Raw genomic sequence first — 16,721 nt, 5'->3', positions numbered from 1 at the left:
ATACAAAAAATCGCTGTATCTGCGGGAGATACAGCGATTGTGCCAAAGGCCGTCTGAAACGGCTTTTAATGCGGTTTAAAACCTACGCGCCGGTGTTTTTGCGCATCTGCGACAACACATCTTTGCCGCCGATACGGTAGATGTTTTTGAAGGCATTGAAATACAGCACTTCGCGCCCGTCGATGATCTGGCGGATTTCGGTGGCCTGATAGGTGGTGCCGTGTTCCGATTTCTCTTTCGGCTTGAACGTGCCCAAGCCGTTTTTGCTCGGCATCACGGTCAGCACGGTGACCACCGGCACTTCTTTTTCCAAACCCGCCGCATTGTGAATCTGCTGGTTGGCGCGCACCATCAGTTGCGTGCCGCGGAACGGGTTGTAGAGCTTTTCGGCTACTTCGGGATAAATGCTGTTCCAGGTGATTTCGCCTTCCAAAGCCTCCGCACCCGAAGGCAGCTTGACGGTGCCGAACAGGCCCAGGCCTTTGTATTCGTCCTGGGTAATCTCAAAATCGGGCAGTTTGAACTCGGATGCCCTGCCCAACAGGCTGTTGCCGTCAACGTAAACGTTGGCGTTGTAAATCGCGTGGATGTAATCGCTCATGTGTCAGCTCCTTAATTGCTGTTGCCGGAGGCTAGGTTGACCAGATACTTGCGTGTCATCACGCTGGTATTGGTAATGCGCTCGGCCGGCAGCTTGGGCGTGTAGCCGTATTTGATGGGGACTTGGCCTTTGCTGAACGCATCGGGCAGGTCGTAATCGTAGTCCAAATCCACTTCAAAGCCGACGATGCTCGGCAGCGTGCCTAAATAGGTACGCACGGTTTCGACGAGGCTGTCAATCAGCGCGTCGTCAATCGGGCGGTCGATGTATTGCAGCTCGGCGCGGCGGATGCTCTCGTCAATCAAATCCCCCGTGCGCTGCGCCACTTCAAAATTCTTGATGTGGCTTACGGCGGGGAAGCAGGCCAAGCGGTTGCCCCACAGGCGGTAGCCCGTGCCGTATGAATTGAACACGGTGGTAATGCCTTTTTCGTTCAGGCGGTTGGTTTCGCTTTGCGGGTCGTCGGCGCGTGCGGTCAAGCCCACTTCCAGCCCGGTTACGCCCAGCAGCTCTTTGTTGGAAATGCTCCACCAGTAGCCTTTTTCCACATCGGTTTTCATACGCAGACCGGCGGCGTGGGTGGCCAGATGCTCGGTGCCGAGCAGACCGGTAACGTGCGGGTAAAACAGCTGTGCGCGGTCAGACGAGGTGTTGAAATTAATCGTGCCGTTCGGGCCGCGGCCTTCCAAAGCCTTACTCAACGATGTGCCTTTCGGCGCATTGATGTAGGCAACGGCATTGAGCTTGGCGGCCGTAGCAATCATGGCAGCGGCGCAGGTGTCGGTTTGGTCAAACTCGGGCACGATGAGGATTTTCGCGTCCGCACCGAAGCGGTTGAAACCTTCGGTCAGCAACTCCAAGCCGGTGCGTTTGCCCGTGGCGGCCACATACGCGCCGATAATGTCGGCTTCGGTTACTTTGGCCGGATCTGTGTAGCGGTAACTGATTTTCGGGGCTTCGGGTTTGCTTTTGAATACGATTTCGCCCGTCAGTGTGTTGATGGCGTAATGCTGCCCTTCGATCAGTGCCGCCGTGCCGTCTGAAACGGCATAGCCTGATTGCAGCGCGGGCTTTGCCGTATAAGCGGTGAGCGTGTCGCCGTCTACCGTCAGCACTTCATCGGTAACTTCGGTTTTGTGTTTGGCAGGGTCGCACACGTTAACCACATAAGCCACGCCCGAGCCGTAGCGCGTCCAGATATGCGCCGCATCGGGCAGCGTGAAGCCCTTGCCGGCCAGTTCGCCGCCAAACGCGGCAAAGTCTTTTTTGGTTTGGCACACGGTCAGTTCGTTGACCGCGCCTGTCGGGGCGGTGCCGATGATGGCGGTAATTGCGCCGTCGGCGGTGTAAACGGGGACGGAGCCGCCGTCGATGCGGACGGTTTCCGTGCCGTGGTGGAAGGCTGCTGCCATGTCTTACTCCTTGGGTTTCAAATCGGGTTCAGGGGTTGGCCGTCGCGCCGGTATCGGATAGCGGTCACGCAGATAGCCGTCGATCAGATTCGATGCGTAGCGCGGACGGCTGTCTGTAATATTTCGGGATCCGGATCCGTGCCGCGTCCGTCGTCGCAGGTCAGCTAGATCAGCTCGCTACGGCCGACGGCACAGCTCAAATCCTCGAGCGTGAGATACATTTTATTCTGCTTTCCGGCGGCGGGTGGTTTTGGGTGGGGAAGCAGGTTCTGCCGCTTCTCTGCCTGCCGGATTCTGCCGGTTTTCTGTATCCTCTGAGGTATCTTCTTGCTGCGCCAAATCGGCAGCAGTAGTTTCTGCAACGGTAACGTGTGCAGCCACCACCTCGGTCAGTTCCGTAACTTCTCCGGTTTCTACACGGAACTGGCGGCCGTCAGGCGTGGGCAGAATCAGCGGGGTATTGGCGATGCAGATTTTACTCATGGTCAGCTCCTGAGTAGGATACGAATCACATCGCCGGCAGTGGCAGCATCGGACAGGGCGAAGACGACAGCCGTCCCGGCTCCCGATACCGCACAGCCCTGCGCATCCGCGCCTACTGCGTCTCCCACAGCCACGGCACCGCCCGCTTCCACCAATACAATGTCCAATACATCGGCGGCATCATAAAGTGCCGCGCCCAGCACATTCTCACCGGCAGAAGCCTGTTTGCCGGTATAGGAAACCAGACGGTTGGCCACCACGGGGCCTAGGTTCGGACAGTAGTGGTCAGCACCACTTGTTTGGTCGGTTTTGCCATAATTTATCTCCCAATGCCGTCTGAAAGCATTCAGACGGCTGTGTTGTGTCAAGCAAGCGAATGCTGGAACAGGTAACCGCACGTACCGCCGACAACGGCCGCTTTGCGGGTATCGGTATAGCGCACATATTCAACCTTGCCGCCGGCACTCTCGTAACGGTCCACCATCGGCATACCGTGGCGGCGGAAGGTGTAGGCAAAGCCGGTCTGCCCCTCGTCGTTACCGTCCGCCATGATTTGCGGGCGTACAGTCAGGCTGGTGAAATTGCCCCAGATATCCTGCACGCCTTTTTTGCCGTCGGCCGAATACACCGACTCGCCGACGATGATGTCGTCCAAATCCAGCAGGGCTTTCAGCAGATCGGTATTGAGCAGGGTTTTATGATGGCCGCTGCCCAAGGCCGAGCGCAGCCCGCTGTTCATGCGAACTTGCTCAAAACGGCCGCACCTACCACCAGTACATTCGGGCGCAGACCGCAGGCAGCGCACACGGTTTCTTTGGCTTTTTCCAGAGTAGCCTGCACATCGGCAGTTTTGCTGCTCCACTGTTGATTGGCAGCCTGCGCCAAATCTTCACTGTGGCTGTTCTGATATACCGATTTGTTTTGCAGCAGGCAGGCAATTTCGATTTCCTGCTTCAACTGGATACCGCCGTTACACGGCGCACGGCCTTGGCTTTCTCGTCAAAACGCGATTCGTGTTGTACGCGGTAGTCCACCCCCGCCACCAAATCGTGTTCTTCCAGCACCACCGGCAGATAAGTGCAGCTGTCCAGCGTCATCACATTGCTGTCGGTACTCACCGCACGCTTGGTTTCATATTCGACAAACGACCCTTTGCCATAGCAGGGCACTTTGATGCCTTCCTTATCGGTAAAGACGACCGGTGCGATACGTTCGCGACGAACGCCCCCTGTTTTGGGCCAACGGCCAGTTGGGTCAGCACCTCGTCGCGCTCGCGCAGGGCGGATAAATGGATAAATATTGACTCATCACAATTCCTTTTTTTCGAAAGAGGGTTAATCGGCGGTACGGCGCGCCGCTTCTTCGTAGCTGAGACCGTTTGCCTGCCGGTAGGCCAGCGCGCCTTCGTGGTGGCTCATGCCCTCGGCAAATGCGGGCAGCCCGCTTTTGGCTGTCCACTCGTCGGCGGCCAGCTGCTGCGGCAGTACCGCATTGAAAAAGCCGCGCAGGGCACCGGCGGGTGTCTGCCCGCCGTTCTCGCCGAAATCGGCACGGTAGGGTCTGGGTAGTCGGTAAAATCCAATACCTGCACCAACAGGTCGCGGTCGGCCGGTTTCAGACGGCCTGCTTTGACCAAACCTTCGGCAAAATCTGCATTCTGCCGGTGGGACGCATCGCGCAAATCCCGCTCCTGTTCGGCCTGCAACCAGCAGTTCGGCTTCGGCCGCTTCGGCTCTCGCTTCGGCCGCTTCGCGGGCAGCCTGATCGGCGGCTAGTTGTGCCTCCGGTGTCATATCGTCCTCCTTGGGGGGCGGTTGAAGAAATTGGCGGGTCGACAAAAACGGCACAGGCATCCGACCCGCCCAGCAGCGTTGCAGGCACCGGAATGTCGTCCGTCCCACCGAACGCGACAAAGCCGCTGTCTTCGGCAAACTGTACTGCCGCCAATCCTTTCACGGCAGGCGGCTGTGTGCCCAGAAAGCCGACATGGCGCAATGCCCATTTGCTGGTGTCGGATTGCCCGGTCTGTCGGGCGGGTAAAAACTGGCCGACACTTTTTTATAGCGTCCGGCACGCACCCAATCGGCAAACGTCTCGTCCGCTTGGGCAAAACCCGCAGACAGCACACCGTTTTTCGCTTTCAGTCCGCCCACCCAGCCGTAGGCCGGCGCATCCGTCAGCGGGTGGCCGACCACCACGGGTGCTTCATGTACCTGCGGGTCGTAAGCAGCGGCCGTCTCGGCCAAGTCCGCTGCCGTAACCGTCACGCGGCGGCCGCGGTTGTTTTTACAGTTTGACTGTGGTTTGCTCTGTAAAAGGGTTTTACAGAATGAGTTGGGTTTGAGGGGATGAAGCCGCTATGGCTGTAAAGGGGAGGTACAGCCGGATAAGCCATTTATGCTGACAGGGATGCGATCCGGGCTTTAATCTGGGCAAGGGTCTTCTGCCGCAGCTGTTCGCCGATTTCGGTTTTGGCTGATGTCTGTACCGTCGGCGGTGAAGATATTTCCGTCATGGCCGCGATTTGTTTCCGGGTTTGGCGCATCTGCTGCACGATGGCGGCTTTCGTACAAATCAAGGTTCCGTTTGCAGCATGAAGCAGCAGGGTGCGGAGCAAACCGAGCGGACTGGCAACCGGTTTGTGTTGGCCGGCGATTTCATCCAAAATCTCCTGTGCTTGTCCGACATCGGCATTCGGCAGATATTGCCGGATCATGACGAGCGCTTTTGCTTGTATAGCTGATCCCTGCAAGGTTTTCGGGAACACCAATTTGCTGTAAAGCCCCTTTACAACCACAACCTGAGGTGGCTCTGCCGGGTGTACATTTTCTGTATTTGCCGGTTTGTCACTTCTGCGGAATTCTGTGAGTAGCGGAGGGTAAGTTATTGTTCCATAATAATTATGCCCTTTTGTGCAATCCCATTTTGCCCTTTCCGCCATCGGGAGGGGAGCGGTTGCAAAGCCCTTAAAAACCGTTTTCAGACGGCCTCAGGCGGTTTGTGTTTTGGATTTCGGCAGCAGAATACAGATGCCGGCCGCCGCAACCGCCAGAACCACACCGGCCCATGCTGTCCGGCTTAATGATTCGTTCAGCAGCCATACTGCCAGCAAAACGCCGAATACCGGTTCCAAAGCCAGAAAAATCCCGCTGATGTTGGCAGGCGTGTCCGCCAAACCCTTGTTCCAGCACCATGCGGCCAGCAGGCTGCAACCCAGCCCCAGATACAGCAGCGCGGCCATACCCGGCCATGAAAAATTCCATGTCCAGTTTTCCACGAGCAGCAGCATCAGCGGGGTACCGGCCAGTGTGCCCAACTGGAGGGACAGTGCGGTATAGGTCTGAACCTCCATTTCGGCCAGCACGGATTGCGACAGGCGCAGCCAGAATGCCACCAGTACCGTCGAAGCCAACACCAGCAGGCAGCCGGATAAGCTTACGCCTTCCGCCGCGCCGCCGCCGGCCACCAGAGCCACACCGGCAAAAGCGGCCAGCCCCAGCAGCACCACCGGCCACGCGGCCTTTTCTCTGAAAAACAGATAGCCGACCAGCATCACCATCACCGGTTCCACACCGATCATCGTGGCCGCACTGGCGGCGGAAGTCATGCCCAAACCAGAAAATTGCAGCAGAAACGTCAGCGGATAGGTCAGCAGTCCCAGCAGCATCACGGTTTTCAGCAGGGAAAAGGGTACGGGGCTGTGCCGTCTGAAAAAGCGCAGTGACACTGGAAGCGTAACGGCGGCGGCAATCAGCAGGCGGCACAGAACCACCAAAGCGGGATCAGTCATCTCATAGGCTATTTTCCCCGCGATAAACGAAGTCCCCCACAAAAAAGAGGCAGTCAGCAGATACGGCATCAGCGGTTTCCGAAAGATAAAGCGGCGGGATTTTGTGCAAAGGCGCCATGCCCGTTATGGATTGTTTTAACAGGCGGTATGTTTTTTCAACGCGGCCGCCTGTTTGGCCAATTGGGTAATGCCGTCCCAGTCGCGGGCGGCGAGCAGGTGTTTCGGGGTAAGCCACGAACCGCCCACGCACAACACATTGGGCAGTTTCAGATAATCGGGCGCGGTCTCGGGCGTGATGCCGCCGGTGGGGCAGAATTTCACGTGCGGAAACGGGCCGTACAGTGCTTGCAGTAGGGAGATGCCGCCGACGGCTTCGGCAGGGAACAGTTTCAGCGTGTCCATACCGTATTCAGAGGCCAGCATCAGTTCGCCCGCTGTGGCGATGCCGGGAATCACGGGAATCGGGCTTTGAGCCGCCGCCTGTGCGAAAACGGCGTTCAGCCCCGGACTGATGGCAAATTCGGCACCGGCATCGGCCACGGCCTGCAATGCGGTGGCATCGGTAACCGTCCCCGCGCCGACAATCGCGCCTTTGACTTCGCGTTTAATCAGTTTAACCGCTTCGATGCCGTGGCGGGTGCGCAGGGTGATTTCCAGGGTGGGAATGCCGCCGGCAACCAGGGCGTGCGCCATATCGACCGCGCTGTGGATGTCGTCGACGGCAATCACCGGCACCACCGCGCCGGCGGATAAAATTTCTCTTGCGTTCATCGTTTCTGCTCCTGTCGGGCTGTTTGCCCGTATCCGTTGTTCCATTCGGGTAAGGGTGTTTTCAGACGGCTTCCCGGGCGGCAAAACGCTTGGAAGGCCGTCTGAAAACGGCATCGGCCGCCATCAGGCAAAGCGGCCGCCGAAACCGGCCGCCCCCTGTTCCGCATCGGCCGCCTGGGTGCGGAAACCGGCAAACAGTTCTCGGCCGATACCGGCCTCATTGCCGCTCAAATCGGGCGCGGGAATGTCGCGCGCCGCCCATGTTTTTTCATCGGTCAAAACATTCAGTTCGCCGGTATGCGAGTCGAAACGGATCATATCGCCGGTACGGATTTTGCCGATGGCGCCGCCGTTTAAGGCTTCTGGCGACATATGGATGGCGGCGGGCACTTTGCCCGATGCGCCCGACATCCGCCCGTCGGTAATCAGTGCGACCCGAAACCCGCGGTCGAGCAGAGTCGCCAGCGGCGGCGTGAGTTTGTGCAGTTCGGGCATACCGTTGGCACGCGGCCCCTGAAAGCGCACCACACAGACAAAATCGCGTTCCAGTTCGCCGCGCTCGAAAGCGGCCAGCACGTCTTTCTGGTCGTCGAACACGATGGCGGGAGCTTCAATCACGCGGTGGCTGTCGCGGACGGCGGAAACTTTAATCACGCCGCGCCCGATATTGCCTTTCATCAGTTTCAGGCCGCCGTCGGGCGAGAACGGTGCGGAAACGGTGCGCAGAATTTCCGTATCGCGGCTTTCGGCCACCGCGTCCTGCCAAATCAGACGGCCTTCGCGCAGGAACGGCTCCTGCGTATAGGCGGCCATGCCGCGCCCCATGACGGTTTCGACATCGTCGTGCAGCAGGCCGTTGCCGCGCAGCTCGCGGATAACGAACGGCAGCCCGCCTGCTGCGGCAAAATGATTCACATCGGCCTGACCGTTCGGATACACGCGGATCAGCAGCGGAATCACGGACGAGAGCGCGTCGAAGTCGTCCCAGTTGAGAATGATGCCCGCCGCGCGCGCCATCGCAATCAGATGAATGGTGTGGTTGGTGGAGCCGCCGGTGGCCATCAGGCCGATCACGGCATTGACAAACGATTTTTCGTCCAGCATTTCGCCCAGCGGCTTGATGCTGCCGCTGCGTATACCTGCCACCAAATGCGCGGCGGCATGGCGCGTCAGGGCTTCGCGCATCGGTGTATAGGGATTGAAAAAAGCGGCGGCGGGCAGGTGTACGCCCATCATTTCCATCATCATCTGATTGGAATTGGCCGTACCGTAAAACGTGCAGGTGCCGGGGCTGTGGTAGGAAGCCATTTCGCTGACCAAGAGCGCGTCGCGGCCGACCTTGCCTTCGGCAAACAGCTGGCGCGTGCGCGCTTTTTCTTTGTTGCCGATGCCGCTGGCCATCGGGCCGGCCGGAACAAAAATACCCGGCAGGTGGCCGCAGGAGAGCGCGCCGATCATCAGGCCGGGAACGATTTTGTCGCACACGCCGAAATACAGTGCGCCGTCGAACATCTGATGCGACAGGCCGACGGCGGTGCTCATGGCAATCACATCGCGCGAGAAAAGCGACAATTCCATGCCTTCATAGCCCTGCGTGATGCCGTCGCACATGGCGGGCGTTCCCCCGGCCACCTGCGCGGTGGCACCGTGTTTCTGTGCTTCTTCTTTAATCCAATCGGGGAAATCCTTAAACGGCTGGTGTGCGGAAACCATGTCGTTGTAAGACGTGATGATGCCCAGATTCGGCACATCGGGTTTCTGCATCTCGATTTTGATGACATCGGGCATGGCGGCATAGCCGTGTGCCAGATTGGAGCAGCCTAGGCGCTCGCGCGACACACGCCCCTGACGGGCGGCGGCGCGGATACGTGCCAGATAGGCTGCGCGGGTGGGGCGGCTGCGCGCAATAATCCGTTCGGTAACGGCGGTCAGTGTGGGGTGGAGGTTCATGGTCGGCCTTTCCCTGAAAATGCGGTTGGTGCAGACGGGCGTCTGCACCGTACAGTTGACTGTAATTTTATAACACTATACCAGTGTAACCAAGCAGATGTCGATATTTGTCAAGTAAATACGGAAAACCGCATAGACAAATTTTGTAGCTGTGTGTAGTATTGCTACCGTTTGATGCGGGTGCTTTCAGACGGCCTTGAAAGCAGCCTGTTTCCCGTCCCGATACTGAAAAAGAAAGTTTTCATTATGGATAAGCTGACAAACTTTGATTTGGTCTTGTTCGGAGCCACCGGCGATTTGGCGATGCGCAAGCTGCTGCCCTGCCTGTATCAGGCACATGCGGCCGGCCTGCTGCACCCCGAAGGCCGCATTTTGGGCGTGAGCCGCAGCGCGTTTGACCGTGCCGCCTTTGTGGAAAAAGTGGAAAAAGACAGCAAAATCCATATCAAACAGAACCTTGACGGGCAAACATGGACATCGTTTGTGGCGCGCATCGATTATCTTTCGCTGGACGTTACCCGTGCGCAGGATTTTGCCGCGCTGGCCGAAAAAGTAAAGGCGCGCCCGCAGACGGATAACGTAGTAGTCTATCTTTCCACCGCGCCGAAATTTTTTGCCGCTGCCTGTCGCGCGCTGGCGGAAGTTGGCCTCAACGGCGAAAATGTGCGTCTGGTGTTGGAAAAACCGCTGGGAACGGATTTGGCTTCCAACCGTGCTATCAACCGTGATGTGGCCCAGTATTTCCAAGAAAACCAGATTTACCGCATCGATCATTATCTGGGTAAAGAAAGCCTGCAAAATCTGTTGCCGCTGCGTTTTGCCAATCCGTTTTTCGAGCCGGTGTGGCACCGTGATTTTATCCGTTCGGTGCAGATTACGATTGCCGAAGAGCTGGGCGTGGAAGAGCGCGGCGAGTTTTACGATGCCACGGGCGCGCTGCGCGATATGGTGCAGAACCATATGATGCAGATGTTGTGTTTTGTGGCGATGGAGCGGCCGAAAAGCCTGTCGGCCGACGATGTGCGCGACGAAAAGCTGAAAGTGGTGCAGGCCTTGCGCATCATGGATCAGGCCGAAGTCGGGCACAAAGTGGTGCGCGGGCAGTATACGGCTGCTGCAGGCAAAAAAGGGTATATCGAAGAACCGCGTGTTGCAGCGGACAGTCAAACGGAAACCTATGTCGCTATCGAAGCGGCGGTGGACAATCCGCGCTGGTCGGGCGTGCCGTTTTATCTGCGTACCGGCAAACGCATGGCGGCCAAAACGGCCGAAATCGTTGTGAATTTCAAGGCGGATTCAGACGGCCTGTTCGGCAAAACGCCCGCCCGTATCGCGATTTCGCTGCAACCGCAGGAAGAAATACGCGTGAAACTGTGGGTAAAAGAAACCGGCAGCGGCCTGAATGCCGTACCGGCCGAAATGGTGCTGAATCTGGCCGACAGCCTGCCCGGCCGCCGTGCCGACGCTTACGAACTGCTGCTGTGCGAAGTGATTGCCGGACGGCTGAATCTGTTCAACCGCCGCGACGAACTCGAAGCGGCGTGGGCGTGGGTGATGCCGATTCTGGACAACTGGGCGGCTTCGGATGTGCCGCCGCACGGCTATCCGGCGGGCAGTTGGGGGCCGGAGGCGGCGCGCGCGTTATTGGCGGCCAACGGCGACGCATGGGCGGAAGATCAGGACTGATGTCCGAAATAAGACCGGAGGCCGTCTGAAAACCGACGGCGGAAATTTTGAGATATTGATGAAATGGGGCGGCCGGTGGATATGCTGTCTGAAATGTGCCGGATCAGTGTATCACCGTTTTCAGACGGCCTTGCGGTATGACGGAAAACACAAAATAGAAAGGATGCAGTAATGAGTGTGCAGTGGCATGAGTTTCCCGATGCGCAAAGCGCAGCGGCGGCTTTGGCCGGTGCGGTGGCTGCCGATCTGCGTGCAGCCTTGGCGGCGCAGGGCGGAGCAGTGCTGGCCGTATCGGGCGGCCGTTCGCCGATTGCGTTTTTTCAGGCCTTGTCGCAACAGGATTTGGCGTGGGACAAGGTGAGTGTAACTCTGGTGGACGAGCGGCTGGTGCCGACGGATCATGAAGACAGCAACACCCGTCTGGTGCGGGCGCATCTGCTGCAAAACCGTGCGGCGGCCGCGCAATGGTTGCCCGTGATTGACGACGGTGCGGACGCGGCGGATTTGGCCGATACCGCGCGCGCTGTCGCCTATGCCTTAAAGCATTACCGCCGTCCCGACGTTGCGGTATTGGGTATGGGCGGCGACGGCCATACCGCCTCGCTGTTTCCGCAGTCGCCGCAATTGGCCGACGGCCTGAACCGCGACTATCCGCAACCGCTGCTGCACACCACGCCGCAAACCGCGCCGCATGAGCGCATTTCCATGACGCTGGCGCAAATCGAAGCGGCCGGCCGGGTGTATCTGGCCATCGGCGGTGCGGAAAAACGCCGCGTGTACGGACAGGCGGCCGCCGCCGAAAATCCGGCCTATCCCGTCAGCTGTGTTTTACATTCGGAGAAAGCGGACTGCCATGTCTATTACCACGACTGATCACGGCACTTGGCCGCGCCTGGTGGCCGACATCGGCGGCACCAACGCCCGTTTTGCCTTGGAAACCGCGCCGCAGCGGATCGAGCATGTCGATGTGCTGCCGTGCAACGACTATGACACGGTTGTGGCCGCCATCAAAGAATATCTCGGCCGGGCGGGCAATCCGCCCGTCAGGCACGCCGCGCTGGCTATTGCCAACCCGATTGTCGGCGACTGGGTGCAGATGACCAACCACCATTGGGCGTTTTCGGTCGAAACCACCCGTCAGGCACTGGGTTTGGAAACCCTGCTGCTGCTGAACGATTTTACTGCGCAGGCTTTGGCCATCAGCAAAATGGACGCTGCGGGGCTGATTCAGGTCGGCGGTACGGAACCGGTGGCGGGTGCGCCCAAAGCCGTTTTGGGGCCGGGGACGGGCTTGGGCGTGAGCGGCCTGATTCCGAACGGGCGCGGCGGCTATACGGCATTGGCGGGCGAGGGCGGCCATGTCAGTTTCGCGCCGTTTGACGATACCGAAATCCAAATCTGGCAGTTTGCCAAACGCCGTTTCGGCCATGTGTCGGCCGAACGTTTCCTGAGCGGTGCGGGTCTGGTGCTGATTCACGAAGCCCTGTGCGAGCGCGAGGGCGTGAAGCGGCCGAAAATGAGCGCGGCGGAAATCAGCGAGCGCGCGTTGAGCGGCACATCGCCGCTAAGCCGTCTGGCACTGGATATTTTCTGCGCCATGCTGGGAACAGTTTCGTCGAATCTCGCGCTGACTCTGGGTGCGCGCGGCGGTGTGTATCTGTGCGGCGGCATTATTCCGCGTTTTATCGACTACTTCAAATCTTCGCCCTTCCGCAACCGCTTCGAAAACAAAGGCCGCTTCGACGGCTATCTGGCGGCCATACCGGTCTATATCGTATTGGCCGATTATCCCGGTATTGCCGGGGCGGCAGTGGCATTGGAAAACGAATTGGCTGCAAAAGGTTTGGTGTAGGCCGTCTGAAAAGCGGCAAACGCATTTGGCGGTTTTCAGACGGACGCAAAGGGAAGCGGTCTGAATCCGAGTGGAAGAACGATAAAAAAATAGGGGAATTGTCATGCTAATGAAAATCAGTGAATTGCTGGGCGGCCTTTCCGGAGCGGAACGCAAAGTAGCCGAATGCGCGCTGGCCGAACCGAAATGGTTCGTCCACGCCGCAGTGGCCGAAATCGCCGAACGGGCAACGGTCAGCCAGCCGACGGTCATCCGTTTCTGCCGCAGTTTGGGCTACAAGGGGCTGCCGGAATTCAAACTGGCCCTCTCGGCCAGCATCGGGCACGACGGTATGCCGTATGTGCACGAAGAACTCAATGCCGACGATGACATGGGCAGCGTGATGGACAAAGTGCTGGGCAATACGGCCGCCTCGATTCTCGGTGCGCGCCGCCAGCTGGACGAAGCCGATTTGGAGTCGGCCGTCGCCATGCTGACCCATGCCCGCCGCATCGAGTTTTACGGTGTGGGCAATTCCGGCATCGTGGCGCAGGACGCACAGCATAAATTTTTCCGCTTCGGCATTTCCACCGTCGCTTATGCCGATCCGCATATCCAGTTGATGGCCGCTTCGGTGCTGACCGAAGAAGATGTGCTGGTGGTGATTTCCAATTCCGGTTCGTCGATTGAAATTTTGGATGCGGTCAGCCAGGCCAAAGAGAGCGGGGCATCGGTGGTGGCCATTACGCGCGGCGGCTCGCCGCTGGCCCGTCTGGCCGACTGCGTGCTGCAAGTCAGCCCGAATGAAAACAGCGACCATTACACGCCGATGGTGTCGCGCCTGCTGCAATTGACCGTCATCGATATTCTGGCCATCGGCCTGGCACTGCGGTTGGGCGAAACCGCCAGCCTGCAATTGGAAAAAGGCAAGCGCAGTATCCACAGCCACCGCAGGGGCGCCGCCGGATAATACGCCCCGCAGGCCGTCTGAAAAGGGAAAAGGAGGACGGCCTGCCGTCTCCATAACCGCCGGGCGGCCTGACCGGCAGGGAGGATGCCGGTCATCCGCCAACCAAACGAGGAACATGATGATGAATTATCCTGTCGAACTGCCCGCGTGGCAGGCTTTGCAGCAGCATTTTGAAACCGCGCGGCACTGGCATATGCGCGACCTGTTTGCCCGAGATCCCGAACGGGCGGAGCGTTACTGGCTGGAAGTGGGCGGCCTGAAACTGGATTTTTCCAAAAACCGCATCAACGACGAAACGCTGGACGGCCTGATCCGCCTGGCCGAAGAAGCCGGCCTGCCCGAGCGTATCCGCGATATGTTCTCCGGCAGAAAAATCAACAATACCGAACACCGTTCGGTGCTGCATATTGCGCTGCGCAACCGTACCAACACGCCGATTACGGTGGACGGCGAAGATGTGATGCCGCAGGTCAACCGTGTGCTGGCGCATATGGGGCAGTTCAGCCATGCGGTGCGCAGCGGCCGGTGGCTGGGCTACACCAACCAAGTGATTACCGATGTGGTCAATATCGGTATCGGCGGCTCGGATTTGGGGCCGCAGATGATGTGTACCGCGCTCAAAGCATTCGGTCACCCGCGCCTGAGAATGCATTTTGTATCGAATGTGGACGGTGCGCAGCTGCGCGATGTGCTGGAACGTGTCCACCCCGAAACCACGCTGTTTATCATTGCTTCCAAAACCTTTACCACACAGGAAACCATCACCAACGCCAACACCGCGCGCGAATGGTTTTTGCGCGAAGCGTGCGAAGCAGACATCGCCAAGCACTTCGTTGCCGTTTCCACCAACAGGCAGGCGGTGGCCGAGTTCGGCATCGATACGGCCAATATGTTTGAATTTTGGGACTGGGTGGGCGGCCGTTACAGCCTGTGGTCGGCCATCGGCCTGCCGATTATGCTGTATCTGGGCGAAGAGAACTTTCTGGAAATGCTGGCCGGTGCGCACTTGATGGATCTGCATTTTTTCAACGCGCCGTTGGCGCGCAATATGCCGGTCATTCTCGCGATGGTGGGCATCTGGTATATCAACTTCTACGGCGGCGGCAGCCATGTGATTGCGCCGTACGACCAACACCTGCACCGCCTGCCCCAGTTTATCCAGCAGCTCGATATGGAAAGCAACGGCAAACAGGTCAAACGCGGCGGCGAGGCGGTATCCTGCGATACCGGCCCGATTATCTGGGGCGAAACCGGCATCAACGGCCAGCATGCCTTTTTCCAGCTGCTGCACCAGGGCACGCACATCACGCCGGTGGATCTGATCGCCGGTCTGACCAAGCGCAGCAACCTGCCCGGCCATCACGAAATCCTGCTGTCCAACGTTTTCGCGCAGGCCGAAGCCTTTATGCGCGGCAAAACCGCCGACGAAGTGCGTGCCGAGCTGGCAGAACAGAACCTGCCCGAAGACGAAATCGAGCGCCTGGTGCCGCATAAAACCTTTTCCGGCAACCGTCCCACCAATATGATTCTGCTCGACGAAGTCAATCCGCGCAATATGGGCAGCCTGATTGCGCTGTATGAGCACAAAGTCTTTGTGCAGGGTGTGATTTGGGGCATCAACAGTTTCGACCAGTGGGGTGTGGAATTGGGCAAGCAGTTGGCGAAAACCATTCTGGCCGAATTGAACGGCAAACTGCCGCCGCAGGCGCACGACAGTTCCACCGAGCGTCTGATCCGCCTCTACCGCCGGGCCAACTGCGACACCGACGGCACCTGTGAGGCTTTGGCCGAATCTTAAGAATGTGCCGGTTCCGCAATAAGGCCGTCTGAAAACCGCAGGCCGGATTGTTTCATCCGGCCGATATACATGGCTGCCGTCTTGCATCAAAACCTTGTTTCGGCCGTATTCAGACGGCCTTGACAGCCGGAAAACCTGTGAAAGTGATTATGAACCATCAACCCCCCAAGCCTGCGGGCAACCATTCCTTCGCGCTCGGCGTGCTGACGACCCTGTTTTTCATGATGGGCTTCATCACCTGCATGAACGATATTCTGATTCCGCACCTCAAAGGCATTTTCAACCTGACCTATACGCAGGCCATGCTGGTGCAGTTCTGCTTTTTTGCCGCTTACTTTGTCATGTCGGTGCCGATGGGCAGACTGGTGGAAAAAATCGGCTATCAAAACGGGGTGGTCGGCGGCTTTCTGATTGCCGCCGCAGGCTGCCTGCTGTTTTATCCTGCTGCGGGCAGCCATTCTTATCCGGTATTTCTGGGAGCGCTGTTTGTTTTGGCTTCGGGCATCGTGCTGTTGCAGGTGGCGGGCAATCCTTATGTCACGCTGCTGGCCAAGCCGGGAAAAGAATCCACCACGCTCACGCTGGTGCAGGCGTTTAATTCGCTGGCGACTATGATTGCGCCGCCGTTGGGGGCGGTGCTGATTTTTGTCGATGCCTCGGCGGGCGGGGCCGAACGGGCGGCTTCGGTGCAGATACCGTATCTGGGTCTGGCCGGTTTCCTGCTGCTGTTGGCCGCCACGGTCAAAATGCTGCGCCTGCCCGATGTGCGCGAACCGGCCGTCCGGGAAACGGGACAGAGCCGCGACGGGAAAAACAGTGTCTGGCAGTACCGCCATATGGTGTTCGGCACGCTGGCGATTTTCTGCTATGTCGGCGCGGAAGTCGCCATCGGTTCGCTGATGATTAACGTATTGGAAGAAGCGGCGGGTGTGGACCACCGTTCCGGCGCACTGTATCTGTCGGTTTATTGGGGCGGTGCGATGGCCGGCCGCTTTATCGGTTCGGCACTGATGAATAAAATCGCGCCCAACCGGTATCTGGCCTTTCATGCCGTTGCCGCCGCAGTGCTGGTTTCCCTTGCCATTGCGGCAGGCGGCGGCCAAATAACCATGTGGTCGCTGCTGCTGGTGGGACTGTTCAATTCGATTATGTTCCCGACGATTTTCTCCCTGGCCACCCAAGGCTTGGGGCGGTTCACCGGTCAGGCGTCGGGCATTATCTGCACGGCCATTGTCGGCGGTGCGGTGGTGCCGGTGGTTCAGGGGCTGGCCGCCGACCGTTTCGGCCTGCTGGTTTCGTTTGCCGTGCCGGTCGTGTGCTACCTCTATATCCTGTTTTTCGGCCTGAAAGGATACCGTGCCCGCTGACGGGCAGGTAAACGCATACGGCCAGGCCGTCTGAAAACGGCAGCACCGGTTTTTCAGACGGC

Annotated in this window: 19 protein-coding genes; 6 read left to right on the top strand and 13 right to left on the bottom strand. The window is 58.7% G+C overall.

The features are described 5' to 3' along the window. Window positions 1-82: 82 nt before the first annotated feature. The 13 genes from ORY85_RS03910 to edd all read right to left on the bottom strand — a co-directional run bounded on the left by ORY85_RS03910 (window position 83) and on the right by edd (window position 9,007). Window positions 83-601 carry a phage major tail tube protein gene (locus tag ORY85_RS03910; protein WP_274571263.1) on the bottom strand — a complete coding sequence of 173 codons (519 nt, stop codon included), beginning with the start codon at window positions 599-601 and terminating at the stop codon, window positions 83-85. An 11-nt stretch (window positions 602-612) separates the two neighbouring features. Continuing rightward, on the bottom strand, window positions 613-2,013 hold the full coding sequence (locus ORY85_RS03905) for a phage tail sheath subtilisin-like domain-containing protein (RefSeq protein ID WP_274571264.1): 1,401 nt from the start codon (window positions 2,011-2,013) through the stop codon (window positions 613-615). A gap of 222 nt (window positions 2,014-2,235) precedes the next feature. After that, window positions 2,236-2,496, bottom strand: coding sequence for a hypothetical protein (locus ORY85_RS03900; protein ID WP_274571265.1), 261 nt, complete (start codon window positions 2,494-2,496; stop codon window positions 2,236-2,238). Between the two features lie 2 nt (window positions 2,497-2,498). After that, the gene (locus tag ORY85_RS03895; RefSeq protein WP_274571266.1) at window positions 2,499-2,864 is read right to left on the bottom strand and encodes a DUF2190 domain-containing protein; all 366 of its coding nucleotides are present in this window, start codon (window positions 2,862-2,864) and stop codon (window positions 2,499-2,501) included. Then, window positions 2,861-3,235: a hypothetical protein gene (locus tag ORY85_RS03890; RefSeq protein ID WP_338578371.1), complete on the bottom strand. Its 375-nt coding sequence runs from the start codon at window positions 3,233-3,235 to the stop codon at window positions 2,861-2,863. The genes ORY85_RS03895 and ORY85_RS03890 overlap by 4 nt, the downstream gene beginning before the upstream one ends. Then, complete coding sequence (locus ORY85_RS03885) at window positions 3,232-3,453, bottom strand: hypothetical protein (protein WP_338578369.1); 222 nt, start codon at window positions 3,451-3,453, stop codon at window positions 3,232-3,234. Before ORY85_RS03885 ends, ORY85_RS03890 begins: the two co-directional genes overlap by 4 nt. Then, window positions 3,450-3,665 carry a hypothetical protein gene (locus ORY85_RS03880; protein WP_338578367.1) on the bottom strand — a complete coding sequence of 72 codons (216 nt, stop codon included), beginning with the start codon at window positions 3,663-3,665 and terminating at the stop codon, window positions 3,450-3,452. The genes ORY85_RS03885 and ORY85_RS03880 overlap by 4 nt, the downstream gene beginning before the upstream one ends. 165 nt (window positions 3,666-3,830) lie before the next feature. Then, window positions 3,831-4,289 (bottom strand): hypothetical protein, encoded by a 459-nt coding sequence (locus tag ORY85_RS03875; RefSeq protein ID WP_274571267.1) that lies wholly within the window; start codon window positions 4,287-4,289, stop codon window positions 3,831-3,833. Between the two features lie 159 nt (window positions 4,290-4,448). Beyond that, entirely contained in the window at window positions 4,449-4,763 is a 315-nt protein-coding gene (locus ORY85_RS03870; protein ID WP_274571268.1) for a hypothetical protein, read from the bottom strand. Between the two features lie 128 nt (window positions 4,764-4,891). Beyond that, a complete protein-coding gene (locus ORY85_RS03865) occupies window positions 4,892-5,263 on the bottom strand; it encodes a hypothetical protein (RefSeq protein WP_274571269.1) in 372 nt (123 codons plus the stop codon). 222 nt (window positions 5,264-5,485) lie between these two features. Then, entirely contained in the window at window positions 5,486-6,355 is an 870-nt protein-coding gene (locus ORY85_RS03860) for a DMT family transporter (RefSeq protein WP_274571271.1), read from the bottom strand. Window positions 6,356-6,421: 66 nt separating this feature from the next. Then, the gene (locus ORY85_RS03855) at window positions 6,422-7,057 is read right to left on the bottom strand and encodes a bifunctional 4-hydroxy-2-oxoglutarate aldolase/2-dehydro-3-deoxy-phosphogluconate aldolase (protein ID WP_274571272.1); all 636 of its coding nucleotides are present in this window, start codon (window positions 7,055-7,057) and stop codon (window positions 6,422-6,424) included. A 123-nt stretch (window positions 7,058-7,180) separates the two neighbouring features. Beyond that, window positions 7,181-9,007, bottom strand: a complete 1,827-nt coding sequence (gene edd / locus ORY85_RS03850; protein ID WP_274571273.1) for a phosphogluconate dehydratase — start codon at window positions 9,005-9,007, stop codon at window positions 7,181-7,183. 246 nt (window positions 9,008-9,253) lie between these two features. On the opposite strand from edd, the gene zwf reads away from it, so the two are divergent. From zwf to ORY85_RS03820, 6 genes are all read left to right on the top strand, one after another. Continuing rightward, window positions 9,254-10,693, top strand: coding sequence for a glucose-6-phosphate dehydrogenase (gene zwf / locus ORY85_RS03845; RefSeq protein WP_274571274.1), 1,440 nt, complete (start codon window positions 9,254-9,256; stop codon window positions 10,691-10,693). 171 nt (window positions 10,694-10,864) lie between these two features. Continuing rightward, window positions 10,865-11,566 (top strand): 6-phosphogluconolactonase, encoded by a 702-nt coding sequence (gene pgl, locus ORY85_RS03840; RefSeq protein ID WP_274571275.1) that lies wholly within the window; start codon window positions 10,865-10,867, stop codon window positions 11,564-11,566. Next, window positions 11,547-12,545: a glucokinase gene (locus ORY85_RS03835; protein WP_274571276.1), complete on the top strand. Its 999-nt coding sequence runs from the start codon at window positions 11,547-11,549 to the stop codon at window positions 12,543-12,545. The genes pgl and ORY85_RS03835 overlap by 20 nt, the downstream gene beginning before the upstream one ends. Before the next feature lie 103 nt (window positions 12,546-12,648). Next, complete coding sequence (locus tag ORY85_RS03830; RefSeq protein ID WP_274571278.1) at window positions 12,649-13,494, top strand: MurR/RpiR family transcriptional regulator; 846 nt, start codon at window positions 12,649-12,651, stop codon at window positions 13,492-13,494. Window positions 13,495-13,615: 121 nt separating this feature from the next. Next, window positions 13,616-15,292 (top strand): glucose-6-phosphate isomerase, encoded by a 1,677-nt coding sequence (gene pgi, locus ORY85_RS03825; protein WP_274571332.1) that lies wholly within the window; start codon window positions 13,616-13,618, stop codon window positions 15,290-15,292. A 149-nt stretch (window positions 15,293-15,441) separates the two neighbouring features. Next, on the top strand, window positions 15,442-16,659 hold the full coding sequence (locus tag ORY85_RS03820; RefSeq protein ID WP_274571279.1) for a sugar MFS transporter: 1,218 nt from the start codon (window positions 15,442-15,444) through the stop codon (window positions 16,657-16,659). Window positions 16,660-16,721: the final 62 nt, after the last annotated feature.

The sequence above is a fragment of the Neisseria leonii genome, assembly GCF_028776105.2.
In the GTDB taxonomy this organism is placed as follows: domain Bacteria; phylum Pseudomonadota; class Gammaproteobacteria; order Burkholderiales; family Neisseriaceae; genus Neisseria; species Neisseria leonii.
Note: the sequence above shows the minus strand (reverse complement) of the source record. Positions and strands in the feature narration are given on the sequence as shown.

Excerpts from the sequence above, each read along its gene's own strand:
- ORY85_RS03910 (WP_274571263.1), bottom strand. The coding sequence starts at position 601 with ATGAGCGATTACATCCACGCGATTTACAACGCCAACGTTTACGTTGAC.
- ORY85_RS03905 (WP_274571264.1), bottom strand. The coding sequence starts at position 2,013 with ATGGCAGCAGCCTTCCACCACGGCACGGAAACCGTCCGCATCGACGGC.
- ORY85_RS03900 (WP_274571265.1), bottom strand. The coding sequence starts at position 2,496 with ATGAGTAAAATCTGCATCGCCAATACCCCGCTGATTCTGCCCACGCCT.
- ORY85_RS03890 (WP_338578371.1), bottom strand. The coding sequence starts at position 3,235 with ATGAACAGCGGGCTGCGCTCGGCCTTGGGCAGCGGCCATCATAAAACC.
- ORY85_RS03875 (WP_274571267.1), bottom strand. The coding sequence starts at position 4,289 with ATGACACCGGAGGCACAACTAGCCGCCGATCAGGCTGCCCGCGAAGCG.
- ORY85_RS03860 (WP_274571271.1), bottom strand. The coding sequence starts at position 6,355 with ATGCCGTATCTGCTGACTGCCTCTTTTTTGTGGGGGACTTCGTTTATC.
- ORY85_RS03855 (WP_274571272.1), bottom strand. The coding sequence starts at position 7,057 with ATGAACGCAAGAGAAATTTTATCCGCCGGCGCGGTGGTGCCGGTGATT.
- edd (WP_274571273.1), bottom strand. The coding sequence starts at position 9,007 with ATGAACCTCCACCCCACACTGACCGCCGTTACCGAACGGATTATTGCG.
- zwf (WP_274571274.1), top strand. The coding sequence starts at position 9,254 with ATGGATAAGCTGACAAACTTTGATTTGGTCTTGTTCGGAGCCACCGGC.
- pgl (WP_274571275.1), top strand. The coding sequence starts at position 10,865 with ATGAGTGTGCAGTGGCATGAGTTTCCCGATGCGCAAAGCGCAGCGGCG.
- ORY85_RS03835 (WP_274571276.1), top strand. The coding sequence starts at position 11,547 with ATGTCTATTACCACGACTGATCACGGCACTTGGCCGCGCCTGGTGGCC.
- ORY85_RS03830 (WP_274571278.1), top strand. The coding sequence starts at position 12,649 with ATGCTAATGAAAATCAGTGAATTGCTGGGCGGCCTTTCCGGAGCGGAA.
- pgi (WP_274571332.1), top strand. The coding sequence starts at position 13,616 with ATGAATTATCCTGTCGAACTGCCCGCGTGGCAGGCTTTGCAGCAGCAT.
- ORY85_RS03820 (WP_274571279.1), top strand. The coding sequence starts at position 15,442 with ATGAACCATCAACCCCCCAAGCCTGCGGGCAACCATTCCTTCGCGCTC.